Genomic DNA, 14,766 nt, shown 5'->3' with positions numbered 1-14,766 from the left:
AAGAAGCTCTAGGCGCAATCCACACACTACGATGTTGCAACAACACGCCATCTACTTTTTATTCTCATTCACTAAATGTGGCTGTTCTGGATTCATTATTCAAAGTGTGTACAAGATCACATTTAATCACATCATTACGGTTCAGCATGCTGAACAAAGCATATTTTCCACTATGTAATGCCGATACCATTTATTCCATGAGCAAGGAGGAGCCATTATGGTTCGCAAAGGGTGTAATTCATTAGTCCGTGCTGAAAAAATATTAACCCACATTGCATGGGTTGGTATGGCAAGTTATATGGAGTTATTAAATAAATTCCAGTACCCCAAAAGCAGCCTGCTTAATTTATTGAATGTAATGGTGGATTGTGGTTTCTTAATTAAAAACAAAAACGGCTACTATTCACTGGGAATAAAAAACTACGAATTGGGTTGTCAGGCGTTACACCGTCAAAATATATTTGAGGTGACTAAGCGGCCAATGCAGGAGTTGTCGCTGAAAAGTGGACTGGTTTGTCATCTTGGGGCGATGGAGAGCATTTCGGCTATCTATCTCGACAAGATCGAAAGTCCGGACTCTGTACCGACGAGCAAAAGCTGGATTGGCAAAAAACTTGAGTTGCATATTACCGCGTTGGGTAAGGCATTATTAGCCTGGAAGACACGAGAAGAACTGGATTATTTTTTAGAAGCACTCACGTTAACTCCACATACGCGCAATACATTTACCGATAAAAAATTGTTTCTGGAAGAATTACAAAAAACACGCCTTCGGGGATGGGCCATAGACAACGAAGAATCAACCTATGGGGCGGTATGTTTAAGTATGCCGGTATTCAATATGTATAACAGAGTTAACTATGCAATCTCACTTTCTGGCGATCCGGTAGTTTATTCAGGAAATAAGATAGACAGCTATCTGGAATTGCTCCGGAAATGCGCTGAGCAAATATCATATGGGCTGGGATACAGAAACGAAAATGAGCACTTACGAAAAGGAAACTGAGGTAATGAAAAAATTCAGCGGCATTATTCCACCGGTATCCAGCACGTTTCATCGTGACGGAACCCTTGATAAAAAGGCAATGCGCGAAGTTGCCGACTTCCTGATTAATAAAGGGGTCGACGGGCTGTTTTATCTGGGTACCGGTGGTGAATTTAGCCAAATGAATACAGCCCAGCGCATGGCACTCGCCGAAGAAGCTGTAACCATTGTCGACGGGCGAGTGCCGGTATTGATTGGCGTCGGTTCCCCTTCCACTGACGAAGCGGTCAAACTGGCGCAGCATGCGCAAGCCTACGGCGCTGATGGTATCGTCGCCATCAACCCCTACTACTGGAAAGTCGCACCACGAAATCTTGACGACTATTACCAGCAGATCGCCCGTAGCGTCACCCTACCGGTGATCCTGTACAACTTTCCGGATCTGACGGGTCAGGACTTAACCCCGGAAACCGTGACGCGTCTGGCTCTGCAAAACGAGAATATCGTTGGCATCAAAGACACCATCGACAGCGTTGGTCACTTGCGTACGATGATCAACACAGTTAAGTCGGTACGCCCGTCGTTTTCGGTATTCTGCGGTTACGATGATCATTTGCTGAATACGATGCTGCTGGGCGGCGACGGTGCGATAACCGCCAGCGCTAACTTTGCTCCGGAACTCTCCGTCGGCATCTACCGCGCCTGGCGTGAAGGCGATCTGGCGACCGCTGCGACGCTGAATAAAAAACTACTACAACTGCCCGCTATTTACGCCCTCGAAACACCGTTTGTCTCACTGATCAAATACAGCATGCAGTGTGTCGGGCTGCCTGTAGAGACATATTGCTTACCACCGATTCTTGAAGCATCTGAAGAAGCAAAAGATAAAGTCCACGTGCTGCTTACCGCGCAGGGCATTTTACCAGTCTGAGGAGAAACTCATGTCTGTTCGCAATATTTTTGCTGACGAGAGCCACGATATTTACACCGTCAGAACGCACGCCGATGGCCCGGACGGCGAACTCCCATTAACCGCAGAGATGCTTATCAACCGCCCGAGCGGGGATCTGTTCGGTATGACCATGAATGCCGGAATGGGTTGGTCTCCGGACGAGCTGGATCGGGACGGTATTTTACTGCTCAGTACACTCGGTGGCTTACGCGGCGCAGACGGTAAACCCGTGGCGCTGGCGTTGCACCAGGGGCATTACGAACTGGACATCCAGATGAAAGCGGCGGCCGAGGTTATTAAAGCCAACCATGCCCTGCCCTATGCCGTGTACGTCTCCGATCCTTGTGACGGGCGTACTCAGGGTACAACGGGGATGTTTGATTCGCTACCATACCGAAATGACGCATCGATGGTAATGCGCCGCCTTATTCGCTCTCTGCCCGACGCGAAAGCAGTTATTGGTGTGGCGAGTTGCGATAAGGGGCTTCCGGCCACCATGATGGCACTCGCCGCGCAGCACAACATCGCAACCGTGCTGGTCCCCGGCGGCGCGACGCTGCCCGCAAAGGATGGAGAAGACAACGGCAAGGTGCAAACCATTGGCGCACGCTTCGCCAATGGCGAATTATCTCTACAGGACGCACGCCGTGCGGGCTGTAAAGCCTGTGCCTCTTCCGGCGGCGGCTGTCAATTTTTGGGCACTGCCGGGACATCTCAGGTGGTGGCCGAAGGATTGGGACTGGCAATCCCACATTCAGCCCTGGCCCCTTCCGGTGAGCCTGTGTGGCGGGAGATCGCCAGAGCTTCCGCGCGAGCTGCGCTGAACCTGAGTCAAAAAGGCATCACCACCCGGGAAATTCTCACCGATAAAGCGATAGAGAATGCGATGACGGTCCATGCCGCGTTCGGTGGTTCAACAAACCTGCTGTTACACATCCCGGCAATTGCTCACCAGGCAGGTTGCCATATCCCGACCGTTGATGACTGGATCCGCATCAACAAGCGCGTGCCCCGACTGGTGAGCGTACTGCCTAATGGCCCGGTTTATCATCCAACGGTCAATGCCTTTATGGCAGGTGGTGTGCCGGAAGTCATGTTGCATCTGCGCAGCCTCGGATTGTTGCATGAAGACGTTATGACGGTTACCGGCAGCACGCTGAAAGAAAACCTCGACTGGTGGGAGCACTCCGAACGGCGTCAGCGGTTCAAGCAACTCCTGCTCGATCAGGAACAAATCAACGCTGACGAAGTGATCATGTCTCCGCAGCAAGCAAAAGCGCGCGGATTAACCTCAACTATCACCTTCCCGGTGGGCAATATTGCGCCAGAAGGTTCGGTGATCAAATCCACCGCCATTGACCCCTCGATGATTGATGAGCAAGGTATCTATTACCATAAAGGTGTGGCGAAGGTTTATCTGTCCGAGAAAAGTGCGATTTACGATATCAAACATGACAAGATCAAGGCGGGCGATATTCTGGTCATTATTGGCGTTGGACCTTCAGGTACAGGGATGGAAGAAACCTACCAGGTTACCAGTGCCCTGAAGCATCTGTCATACGGTAAGCATGTTTCGTTAATCACCGATGCACGTTTCTCGGGCGTTTCTACTGGCGCGTGCATCGGCCATGTGGGGCCAGAAGCGCTGGCCGGAGGCCCCATCGGTAAATTACGCACCGGGGATTTAATTGAAATTAAAATTGATTGTCGCGAGCTTCACGGCGAAGTCAATTTCCTCGGAACCCGTAGCGATGAACAATTACCTTCACAGGAGGAGGCAACTGCAATATTAAATGCCAGACCCAGCCATCAGGATTTACTTCCCGATCCTGAATTGCCAGATGATACCCGGCTATGGGCAATGCTTCAGGCCGTGAGTGGTGGGACATGGACCGGTTGTATTTATGATGTAAACAAAATTGGCGCGGCTTTGCGCGATTTTATGAATAAAAACTGAAAGCATAAATAAAAACATCCAGACACCTGAATTATCCGACTCTGCATCATTCGTTATTTGCTCAGTCGGATAATGATGGGTCGCTACCCTGTTATGAGAGGACGTTATGCCACTAATTATCGTTGTGGCAGGGATTGCTTTACTCCTGCTTTTAACCATAAAAATTAAGCTTAATACGTTTGTTTCGTTAATTATTGTCTCGATTGCTGTCGCCATCGCCAGTGGTATGGATTTGAGTAAAGTCGTCACCTCAGTCGAATCCGGACTTGGCGGTACGCTGGGCCATATTGGTTTGATATTTGGCTTCGGTGTTATGCTCGGTCGCTTGCTGGCCGATGCGGGTGGTGCGCAGCGAATAGCGCTGACCATGCTGAATTATTTCGGGAAAAATAAACTTGACTGGGCAGTGGTCTGTTCGGCGTTTATTGTCGGTATCGCACTTTTTTTCGAAGTCGGTTTAATTCTTCTGGTACCTATTTTATTCGCTATTGCCCGTGAAGCAAAAATATCACCGATGTTTATGTGTGTGCCGATGCTTTCTGGTTTGCTGGTCGCACACGGTTTTTTGCCGCCGCACCCCGGCCCGACTGTTATCGCCAGGGAATATGGCGCTGATGTAGGATTGGTACTGATATACGGTATCATTGTCGGCATTCCAACCTTTATTCTTTGCGGCCCGGTATTGAATAAATTCTGCCAGCGCATTATTCCGGACGCCTTTAAAAAAGAGGGGAATATAGCCTCTCTCGGCGCGACCCGCCGATTCAGCGAAAGCGAAATGCCAGGCTTTGGGATCAGTTTTCTCACGGCAATGCTGCCGGTGATCCTGATGGCGGTTGTCACCATCATCCAGATGACTCATGCCAAAAGTGCCGCGGATTCAGGCTTATTTTACAACGTGATACTGTTCTTAGGTAATTCAACGATCGCCATGCTGATTTCACTGCTATTCGCGATCTATACCATGGGCCTGGGGCGCGGGAAAACAATCCCTGACCTGATGGATTCTTGCGGAAAAGCTATCGCGGGTATTGCCGGTCTGCTGCTGATTATCGGTGGTGGTGGTGCATTCAAGCAAGTTCTCATCGACTCTGGCGTTGGTCAGTATATTTCCACCCTGGTTTCGGGTATGGATATTAACCCGATCCTGATGGCCTGGGGCGTGGCCGCATTCCTGCGTATTTGTCTGGGTTCAGCCACCGTCGCGGCGATCTCTACCGCCGGTCTGGTCATCCCATTGTTGGCAGTACATCCCAATACCAACCTGGCCTTGATTACGCTGGCTACCGGTGCCGGATCCTGTATTTGTTCTCACGTTAACGATGCCAGTTTCTGGATGATTAAAGACTTTTTTGGCCTGACCACCAAAGAAACGCTGTTATCCTGGACGCTGATGTCCACACTCTTATCCATCAGTGGGCTGATTTTTATTCTGCTCGCCAGCTTAGTTTTATAATCGGGTTCTTGCCAGTGAGCCAACCTGTTGTTCACTGTCCCCCATAATTTAGTGAGTGACGGCAACCGTCTGCACGGTGACGAATCGCTGGCGATCAAAAAGGGGCGATATTGAACCTTCGATTATGCTTGATGGGTGTATTCTCAGTAATACTGTAAAGCCGGAGCATGTCTCCGGCTTTACAGTATGGGGGAACAGCGGGCGATCGCTCAAATGGTATGCTGGTTTATTTCATGTAAAAGAATAAAATATCTCTATAAAATCATGCCACTGGCAATCTGCATCAACTCTCCGGGTAAACAGGGTTAAGATGAGCATTTCCCCGGTTTAATACAGGTATACAAAAGTGGATAGAGATCAAACAAACAGCAGCCTGTTCAATGATGATCCCGTACTTCATGCAACATGGCTGTACTATCAGGAAGGTAAAAGCCAGACTGAAGTTGCAGCTATCATGGGGGTGTCCCGCGTCACGGTTGTCAAATACCTGCAAACAGCCCGGGAAAATGGACTGGTTCATATCAACCTGGATGTGAATGTCTTTGGCTCTATCGACGCTGCTTTGCAAATTCGCGATAAATTCAATCTCCAGAGAGTGATCATCGTGCCGGATGGCGAACATGCCGGAAAACGTGATGATACAAAGCTGATGCGGACTCGCCTTTCACGTGCCGGTGGCATGTATCTGAATCAGGTGATTGAGAATGGTGATGTGCTGGGGGTTGCCTGGGGAAGAACAATCCATCAGATGAGCAAAACCATGACGCCGAAGTCATGTAAAAATGTCACCGTTATACAGATGCTCGGTTCCATGCCATCTCAGCCAGACCTGACGATCATTGAATCCTCATCGCAAATCGCCTACAAGCTTTCAGGCCGTGTCGCCTCGCTGCACGTGCCCGCCGTGGTATCAAGCGCCAGACTGGCCATGGAGTTACAGGCAGAGCCTATTATTCGATCGAATTTTGACGTTCTGACTCGCTGTACGAAAGCCTTTTTTGTCGTGGGTAACGCGCTTGATGAAAATCCCCTGATTCGGGTGGGCGTGCTGAATAAGAAGGAAATGCAGACGTATCGGGATTTAGGCGCAGTAGGTGTCATTTGTGGTCGCTTCTATGACAAGGAAGGGATGCCCGTCGTGGCTGATGTTGACCAGCGTATTCTGGGAATCAGTCTGGCTCAGCTAAGGCAGATTGAACGGAAGATCTTCCTTGCTGGTGGGGAAAGAGGCTATGACGCAACGTTGGGTGCCCTGCTGGGAGGATATGTCACGGACCTGATTGTTGATGAAGGAACGGCAGAGTTTTTGCTGGCGTGTGAATTACCACACTAAAAGAATGAACAACTGCCCCATGTAGATATGGGGCAGGATTTTATTGATTAGCGGCGATAATAAGAACAATACCCACAATGTATGAAATAAACATGGTCAGCAGCAGTTTATTGGTTCCGGCTGGCGCACTGGCAAATTCTCTCCAGATGAAGACTCCCCAGATCACGGCAATCATTGTGGCCCCCTGTCCCAGACCGTAGGAAATGGCATACCCCGCCTGACCAGACGCAATCAGACTGAATGCCAGACCGACACACCAAATCATACCGCCCAGCCAGCCGCAAACATGATCCCGTAAACTCCCGGAAAAATACATTTTCCCGTTGACCGGTTCTCCTGAAATAGGTTTTTTCATGACCAGCCTGTTAAGGACAAAGTTCGACAAAAACAGCCCCACGGCAAACAGAACAAGTGCTGAGTAAGGCGTCATCAGACCGCTGGCAGGCTGGCTGAAATTGTCAGACATGGAGTCCGCCAGGAAGCGGAAAAACCATCCCATGATGATACCCGCCAGAATGGCAGTAATGAGACCTTTATTACGGCGAGATTTATCCGCCTCCTGCGTGACACGACCATAGGCTATCGCGGTAAAAATAATGGCGATCACAACGCAGACGACACCGAGGAACAGAATGAGCGGATCGCCCTGCGGATTGCCGATATAGGTGGTGATCACACCCAGAGCCAGTGCCAGCCCCACACCCACAGGAAAAGCTACCGCCATACCGGCAAGATTAATAGAAGCGACCAGAAGAATATTGGAAATATTGAAGATAATCCCTGCCAGTATTGCCGACATCAGACTACTGCTGCTCGCCTGCTGAATATCAGGTATAAAACTGCGACCGGCTTCGCCCATAGAACCCAGCGTGAAGGCAAATAACAAAGAACACAGCAATAATCCAATTGAATAATCCCAATAGAATAGAGGGAACTCCCATTTTTTATTGCTGACAAGTTTAGTTGTATTCGCCCATGAACCCCAGCAAATCATGGTAATAAAACACATTATTATGGCGACAGCATACGATTCCACGATAAACATAAATAACTCCTTGTGGTAGTTATAATCAATCGTTGTGGACAGAGGGAATAGCAGCCATTCTGCGAATGGCTGTCATATGTTATTAATTAAAATAAAGCTGTAATTACGCTTTCAAACCATACGTTTTGAATTTTTCAAGGACGATGGTCATTTCGGCTTCAGACAGCACGGGAACATCGTGATGTAATCCGCCACATTTGATGTATAAATCAGCCAGCGTCTCGGTTTCACCCGCCAGCCACAACGTCTTTTCCAGCGTGACGTCCATGGCCAGCATACCGTGGTGCTGCATCAGCAAGGACTTACTTTCTCTGATTCCTTTAGATACACCGTCGGCCAGTTCAGGACTGCCAAAGGTATAATAGGGAATACAGGGAATATGATCCGTCCCCGATACCGCCACCATATAATGAATGGCCGGAATTGAATGATTATGTATTGCCACCGCCGTGGAATTCACCGCATGCGTATGTATGACAGCATTCAATTCTGGTCTGGCTTTATAACACGCCAGATGAATTAACCATTCACTTGATGGTATTTTACCCGCTTCAGGTTTTCCCTTATCGTCTACAAAGACAATCATGTCCGGCGTCATCTTTGAATAAGCGATCCCACTCGGCGTAATCAACATGCCACCGGTATACCTGGCACTCACATTACCTGATGTTCCTTGATTAAGACCTGACGCATTCATTTCCCGACAAGTGGAAATGATTTTTTCTGCTAACTTAATCCGTTCCATTCCTGATCCTTAATAGCAATGGCCGCTGTTTTAATGCTGTTCCCCCTGGAGTGCTTTACTCTTCAGGTCAGCAAACATATCCGCCAGCGCTGACTTACTGGCAGCACAGACTCCCCGCTCAGTAATGAAGCCGGTAATGTATCGGGCAGGCGTGACGTCGAAAGCGTAGTTCCCACAACGGGTTCCTTCAGGGGCGGTATTGACCCAGCTCAATTCTCCCTGAGGGTTTATCCCATAGACATGGGACTGCTCTTTTCCGTCACGTTGCTCAATCGGAATGCTTTTTCCGTCCTCGATAGTCCAGTCAATAGTGGGAGAAGGTAACGCGACGTAGAAGGGAACATGGTTATCATGGGCCGCCAGCGCCTTAAGATAGGTACCAATTTTATTACAGACATCCCCTCTGGCCGTGGTTCGATCGGTCCCAACAATGCAGAGATCAACGTCACCGTGTTGCATCAGGTGGCCACCCGCGTTGTCGGCGATCAGGGTGTGAGGAATACCGTGTGAGCCCAGTTCAAATGCCGTGAGTCCGCCCTGATTACGTGGCCGCGTTTCATCCACCCAGACGTGAACAGGGATTCCGTTTTCATGCGCTTTGTAGATGGGAGAAAGCGCGGTTCCCCAGTCTACAGTCGCCAGCCAGCCTGCGTTACAATGTGTCAGGATATTGACCACACTCCCGGCCGGTTTTTTCTGGGCTATTTCGCGGATGACTTCTGCACCATGTAATCCAATTTGTTCACACAACGCGACATCTTCCTCGGCAATTTCTGCCGCCAGCGCCCAGGCCACATCCTTGCGCTCTGATACACAGAGATCCTTCAGTGTGTCTATCATCCTGTCGAGGGCCCATTTGAGATTAATTGCCGTTGGTCGGGTTTTGATAAGAAGGTCATAGTAACGCTGCAGACCCATGTCACTGGCATCGTGATTCATTCCCAGCGCGATGCCATAGGCTGCAACGACACCAATAAGCGGAGCGCCACGAACCCACATATCCTGAATAGCCGTAGCGGCCATTTCCGCAGAGGTAAGCGCCACCACCTCGAACTTAAAAGGCAACTTAGTCTGATCGATGATTTCTACCGCTTTTCCATCCCCGGAAACCCAGACCGTACGATAGTGTTTACCTTTAATATTCATAATGACCTCTTACTTAACCTTCGCAGACTGGATGACGGAATCCATATTTTTAAACTGGCGGGCATTGACGATAAGATCGCGCGCCATGGTCAATGCACGTCGTTCACATCCTGCGCGAAGCTCTGTATTTTCAATCTGTTTCAGCTCGGCAACGCCAGCAAAACCAATGATCCGGCGATTCATTTCCATGCCGGCATTCACCAGGGAATCTTCAAGCAGCGTGGCAAAAAACTGATCCTGTGCGTCCTCAAGAGCGGCCCTGTTCTGTTGATACATTTCTGTCGACCACGCGTCGCCCTGTGTTTTGTTGTCCCAGAGCTGGCGGAACTCCCGGGTGAAAACGGACCAGGTTTGGACAATCTGCTGAAGCAGCCATTCCTGATAGTCAGCGCGACGTTGCTCATTCGCATCCCACCCAGGGCGTGAGAAGTACGCCAGCAGGAGGTTGCCAATATAGTTGCCGATATCAAACGCCATTGGCCCCATGAAACCGAACTCCGGATCAATCACTTTGGTATCCGTGTCGGTCACCATGATTGAGCCTGAATGAAGGTCGCCATGTAACAATGCCTGCGCTTCTGTCATAAATTTGTACTTATAACGCATGGCAACCTGGATCATCTCTACATCAGCCCAGGCCTTATGGACGGCATCGTCCAGCTCAGGAGAAGTCCAGTTATTCCGTTCAGCGTTGTAATAGGGCTCTGTGAAGATCAGATCTTCCGTAATTTTGCACAGCTCATGATTCAACGCGAACTCGGCAGTAAGCGCTTTTTTCTGTTCTGCTGACATGCCAATGTCAGACGTATTGAAGAGAGTCTGTGCTAAAAATCTGCCGATATCTTCAGCTAGTTTAGGGAATTTTTTACCGTTAATCAGTTCCTTACGCAGAATCACGTGAGGAGTCAGATACTCCATGGCAAACAGCGCCATTTCCGGGTCGTAAAAATAGACCTGCGGAATCAGTGTGTGACCCGCGTACTTGGCTTCCTGACATAAGACGTTGTACTCAAAGCCCGCACGGCTCAGAGATAAAGGCCATCCTTCGCCCCCGGCACGAAGCCAGGGCAGAGCTTGTTTTACAATGATGGTTTTATGTGTCCCCTCAACGATAAACACCATGTTCAGGTTTCCGTCCCCCACTTCTGAAACTTTCCACTCTTCAGGTAACCCTCCCGGTTCGCATGAAGGGGTCAGTCTGGACGAGAGATAACCCGGCAGCGTGTCACATGTCAGCGGCTTGTAACCTGATGGAATTGAATCCGTCATAACAGTTCTCCTTGTCTACACAGAATGATAATCAACTTGTCATGTGACAACTATACATTATCAAATGTAAAATTATTTGTGACACATGTAGATTTTTTGAACTGTATAAAATTAAAAATGATGTCGTATGGAGTCATGATCCTTACAGGAATCAGCAGAGGAAAACATCTATTATTACCATGTAATTCATGTTGTTATGTCGCAACAATAGTACTGCACGGGGAATTATTACGGGCAAACTTAGGCGAAAGGAAGTACTGAAGTGACAGAATAAATCACACTTTTTGTACATATGTACTTTTCTATTGTCTTTTGTTGTGGAAACAAATGGTGTTTGTCATGCCGATGCTAATAGACAGATAGATTCGAGGGCCAACAGCCCCATCATCATGATGGAGCAACAGAGGTGAGTCTAACGTTTCCGCACTTCTTATCGATCGGCACTAACGATCAATATCGATAAACTGATCTATCAAAACGATTATCTTTCTTGCAACCTGCCTAGTTATCCTTCTCTTACATTGCTCGCAGAAAAGCCCTTTTATTACGGTTAGTTATCTAGCTGAGGCTTGCTACGCCCATTTTCCATGTACCCCAAATCACGAGGTCACAAAGGCGCGGAAAGATGAAGGGATGTGCACGTTGCAACAAAAAAAAGAAGCGTCCTTGAACAGAGGCTCTCACTCGATAAAGAATTCTGCGACGAGTGCTTATTCGATATCGATGAGGAAATCAGGGAATGCTGGTCCAGTAACCGGGTGAGCAGTGTCTGCCAGATGGTGACTGGAGACGGGCAGCACGATACCTCCCGTACATGCGTGTCGGGTAATGTTTTCATACTGAAGATTTTCCTGATATGCAGAGATAAAAAATGGGACAGTGGCGTGGTGAAAACACCAGGCCGGAGCAGAAGGTTATTCTGGTGGTTTACTTTTTCGTTTCAGGTGTCGGATAAACAGCCAGATAAACGTAACCACAGGAGCCGAGGGTGTCGGCTTCACAGGTCAGCCCCTTCGCATACAGTGTCACGGTATGCTGATGGCGGGGATTCAGTTCACCACTGGTGAGCATTAATTTCAGTTGTTTCATCAGCAGCGGAAAGGCCTGGTCCAGAGGGTACGCATCCGCATCTCTGAACCGGCCTCTGATACCGGCACGGTCGGCAAGGTAATGCAACCGGTTACCCTCCTGCACCAGACGGGCGCCGAAACAGGGCGTCACTGTGCAGGGTAGTCCCCACCAGGGATGGTCGTCATTGTCATCGGGATGCGTTGTCCCGGAAAGTGTGTCTGACACGATAAAATCCTCACAGAAAATCGGTGAATGATAGTTTAACGATGACGGGTCAGCCGGCGCGCAGACCGGCTTCGGTAAAGGTGTATTCGTTGATGAGCAGGACCTCATCCACAGCGGCGTCTGAGCTCTGCCAGTCGTACTCGTTTTCCGGGTGACGGAACATCAGTTCAGGGTGACGCTCATCAGCCGGACATACGGACCAAAACTGTCCTTACGGCGTTCTGCAAACACGGCCAGCACACCGGGAATATCCTGCACTTCACGACCGGTATACGCTTCAGCACTGCCGTGCCAGCGGTATTTGCCGGTACAGAACGGAAAAAGACGGGATGCCGGATGCTGACGGTGAATACGCATGGCTTCGCCACGGGTGATGATTTTCATAGTGGGATACCTCTGAAGACAGAAGATAAAAGTGAAAACAGGTGTGATGTGGTTGTGACGGGTTAAAGCAGACCATATTCGGCAAAGGAGAAAACCTGGCTGCCACCGACTATCAGATGGTCCGGCACCCGGATATCCACCAGGCCCAGTGCCTGTACCAGACGTTCCGTGATAAGGCGGTCTGCCTTGCTGGGTGTGACTTCACCGGACGGGTGATTGTGTGCCAGCACCACAGCAGCGGCATTGTGATACAGGGCGCGTTTAATCACTTCCCGGGGATGGACTTCCGTGCGGTTGATGGTGCCGGTGAAGAGGGTTTCACCGGCAATCAGCTGATTCTGGTTGTTCAGATACAGCACCCGGAACTCTTCACGCTCCAGTCCCGCCATGTTCAGAATCAGCCATTCTCGTGCCGCACGGGTGGAGGTGAAGGCCACGCCGGGTTCATGAAGATGGCGGTCCAGGGTTTTCAGGGCCCGTTGAATGAGGCTGCGCTCGCCGGGCGTCATCTCTCCGGGCAGAAAGGAAAGCTGTTGCATTGTACTTCTCTCCATTCAGTCGATGATGCGCATAATGGCGCTGCATTCCGGATGCTGCAGGGCGTAATCCCGCAGCCGGTAATAATGGACCGTCATGGCATAACACTCCGTACGACAGGCATGATGACTGTACGTCATCAGACAGGCAGCAATGCCGGCGGCTTCCGGGCTCATTTCAGCGCGGTTACCGTTCATGGCATTGAACAGTACCCATGTTTCGTCATCATCGTCATCCGGTTCGGGTGCCATAAATGCCCCGCCGTTGTTCAGGGTGTACAGATTCCAGATACCACCGCAGTAGTCTTCACACAGACGGTCCATCCAGCCGAAGATACGGGGCTCCAGGGTCACCCACTGTGGAATGAGGCCAAAGTGCTGCGGCCAGAAGCTGATGCGCCGTTCATCAGGGACGGGAGTGGCTACCAGTTTTTGCAGGTCAGTCTCCGGTGCACAGGCCGAAGAGGTGGTGTTCTGAGACAATGTTTTCATGTATGAAATCCTTGTAATGTGAATAAATGAGAGGGAGTAAAGGTCGGGAGCTGGCAACATCACGTTCATCACTGACCGTGATGACCCGGTAATATCAGGGATGAATGATATTCGGCTGAAATTCCGGACAGCCGTACGCGTAACCGTTCCGGTCACAGACGGATGGCCAGATGCCATTGCCTGTATACTCAGTCTGCACAGACTGATTTCTCCGGGACGGTAAAGCAGACGGGTACACCAGGCGCACAGGTCATCATCAGAAATGGAACGACACCCCGGCAGCGCCTCCGGGGCGTCGGGTGATTCTGGTGCCTGAATCACGCTTTCAGGGACATGCTGCATCAGCGCAGGCTCTCCAGCAGCGTTTCTGCCATTACCCACAATGCGCGGTTGAGCTTAATATCGGTGTCGATGTTGTGAATGGCACGGGTGTGGATACGTTTTCCTTTTGCACTGCGGCCGGAAATTCCGCCTTTCAGCATATTCTCCTGGATGGTCTGATATGCGCTCCACAGGTCCTGACCGTAACCCTCCCTGCGTCGTGGTGTCAGAATGTCAGCGGTGGTGACTGGCTGATGTTCGTCACCATAACGGTAAGTCAGTGCCGCCTGTGCCAGCGCCTGGCGTGCCGGTGGCGACAGGACCAGCGACTGCATGGCATCATGCTTCTCCTCTATCCGGTCAAACACGCCCACCACCTCGTAAGCCCCTTCAATGAATCTGTCCACCACATTTCCCCGGTGCGGAACACGCACTTCCCCCAGAGACTGACCACAGACGCATCCGTTCTGACAGACGAACCTGAAGTAACCCGGCAGCATCTGGTAGCTGGAGGTACCGTCATGGGAGTTGAGCAGAATGATTTCAGGGACATGTTCTCCGTTTATCTCTCCGGCCCGCCGCAGACGCAGCATGTGTTTTGTGTATCCCCGGCGGCCCGGGTCGCGCACACGGGTCTGGCAGGCGAAGAATGGCTGAAAGCCTTCCCGCTGCAGGCTTTCCAGTACGGTGATGGTGGGAATGTACGCATATCGTTTACTGCGGGAAGTATGCCGGTCTTCACCGAAAATACTGGGAACATAGTGCATCAGTTCTTCGTGTGTCAGCGGACGGTCACGGCGTATCTGGTTCGCATAACCAAAACGACTGGCTAGTCGCATAATTTGCTCC

14 protein-coding genes and 1 pseudogene are annotated in these 14,766 nt (G+C 50.2%); 5 read left to right on the top strand and 10 right to left on the bottom strand.

Going from position 1 to position 14,766, the window contains the following annotated elements; genetic code table 11:
* The first annotated feature begins 217 nt into the window (after window positions 1-217).
* The 5 genes from C4F37_RS07595 to C4F37_RS07570 all read left to right on the top strand — a co-directional run bounded on the left by C4F37_RS07595 (window position 218) and on the right by C4F37_RS07570 (window position 6,683).
* On the top strand, window positions 218-1,006 hold the full coding sequence (locus C4F37_RS07595; protein ID WP_000251798.1) for an IclR family transcriptional regulator: 789 nt from the start codon (window positions 218-220) through the stop codon (window positions 1,004-1,006).
* A gap of 4 nt (window positions 1,007-1,010) precedes the next feature.
* The gene (locus C4F37_RS07590) at window positions 1,011-1,916 is read left to right on the top strand and encodes a dihydrodipicolinate synthase family protein (RefSeq protein ID WP_000714563.1); all 906 of its coding nucleotides are present in this window, start codon (window positions 1,011-1,013) and stop codon (window positions 1,914-1,916) included.
* A gap of 10 nt (window positions 1,917-1,926) precedes the next feature.
* Window positions 1,927-3,894 (top strand): xylonate dehydratase YjhG, encoded by a 1,968-nt coding sequence (gene yjhG, locus C4F37_RS07585; RefSeq protein WP_000116326.1) that lies wholly within the window; start codon window positions 1,927-1,929, stop codon window positions 3,892-3,894.
* Between the two features lie 106 nt (window positions 3,895-4,000).
* Window positions 4,001-5,350 carry a GntP family permease gene (locus C4F37_RS07580; RefSeq protein ID WP_001128363.1) on the top strand — a complete coding sequence of 450 codons (1,350 nt, stop codon included), beginning with the start codon at window positions 4,001-4,003 and terminating at the stop codon, window positions 5,348-5,350.
* A 346-nt stretch (window positions 5,351-5,696) separates the two neighbouring features.
* Entirely contained in the window at window positions 5,697-6,683 is a 987-nt protein-coding gene (locus C4F37_RS07570; RefSeq protein ID WP_000373366.1) for a sugar-binding transcriptional regulator, read from the top strand.
* Window positions 6,684-6,723: 40 nt separating this feature from the next.
* On the opposite strand, the gene C4F37_RS07565 is transcribed toward C4F37_RS07570, so the two are convergent.
* The 10 genes and pseudogenes from C4F37_RS07565 to C4F37_RS07515 all read right to left on the bottom strand — a co-directional run bounded on the left by C4F37_RS07565 (window position 6,724) and on the right by C4F37_RS07515 (window position 14,756).
* On the bottom strand, window positions 6,724-7,728 hold the full coding sequence (locus C4F37_RS07565) for a GRP family sugar transporter (RefSeq protein ID WP_000471147.1): 1,005 nt from the start codon (window positions 7,726-7,728) through the stop codon (window positions 6,724-6,726).
* A 103-nt stretch (window positions 7,729-7,831) separates the two neighbouring features.
* Entirely contained in the window at window positions 7,832-8,473 is a 642-nt protein-coding gene (locus C4F37_RS07560; protein WP_000439687.1) for an L-fuculose-phosphate aldolase, read from the bottom strand.
* Between the two features lie 30 nt (window positions 8,474-8,503).
* Window positions 8,504-9,619, bottom strand: a complete 1,116-nt coding sequence (mtnA, locus tag C4F37_RS07555; RefSeq protein WP_001022014.1) for an S-methyl-5-thioribose-1-phosphate isomerase — start codon at window positions 9,617-9,619, stop codon at window positions 8,504-8,506.
* A gap of 9 nt (window positions 9,620-9,628) precedes the next feature.
* A complete protein-coding gene (gene mtnK, locus C4F37_RS07550; RefSeq protein WP_000132327.1) occupies window positions 9,629-10,888 on the bottom strand; it encodes an S-methyl-5-thioribose kinase in 1,260 nt (419 codons plus the stop codon).
* Window positions 10,889-11,627: 739 nt separating this feature from the next.
* Window positions 11,628-11,726: pseudogene (locus C4F37_RS07545) on the bottom strand (TA system toxin CbtA family protein); the annotation flags it as partial.
* Window positions 11,727-11,815: 89 nt separating this feature from the next.
* Complete coding sequence (locus tag C4F37_RS07540; RefSeq protein WP_001295723.1) at window positions 11,816-12,184, bottom strand: type IV toxin-antitoxin system YeeU family antitoxin; 369 nt, start codon at window positions 12,182-12,184, stop codon at window positions 11,816-11,818.
* Window positions 12,185-12,346: 162 nt separating this feature from the next.
* Window positions 12,347-12,568 carry a DUF987 domain-containing protein gene (locus C4F37_RS07535; protein ID WP_000692345.1) on the bottom strand — a complete coding sequence of 74 codons (222 nt, stop codon included), beginning with the start codon at window positions 12,566-12,568 and terminating at the stop codon, window positions 12,347-12,349.
* A 62-nt stretch (window positions 12,569-12,630) separates the two neighbouring features.
* Window positions 12,631-13,107, bottom strand: a complete 477-nt coding sequence (locus tag C4F37_RS07530) for a JAB domain-containing protein (RefSeq protein WP_001186775.1) — start codon at window positions 13,105-13,107, stop codon at window positions 12,631-12,633.
* A 15-nt stretch (window positions 13,108-13,122) separates the two neighbouring features.
* Complete coding sequence (locus C4F37_RS07525; protein ID WP_001350782.1) at window positions 13,123-13,596, bottom strand: antirestriction protein; 474 nt, start codon at window positions 13,594-13,596, stop codon at window positions 13,123-13,125.
* 341 nt (window positions 13,597-13,937) lie between these two features.
* Entirely contained in the window at window positions 13,938-14,756 is an 819-nt protein-coding gene (locus tag C4F37_RS07515; RefSeq protein ID WP_001234655.1) for a DUF932 domain-containing protein, read from the bottom strand.
* Window positions 14,757-14,766 lie beyond the last annotated feature (10 nt).

The sequence above is a fragment of the Escherichia sp. R1 genome (genome assembly GCF_003000935.1).
Lineage (GTDB): Bacteria > Pseudomonadota > Gammaproteobacteria > Enterobacterales > Enterobacteriaceae > Escherichia > Escherichia coli.
This window is presented reverse-complemented; position numbering and strand designations above follow the sequence as displayed.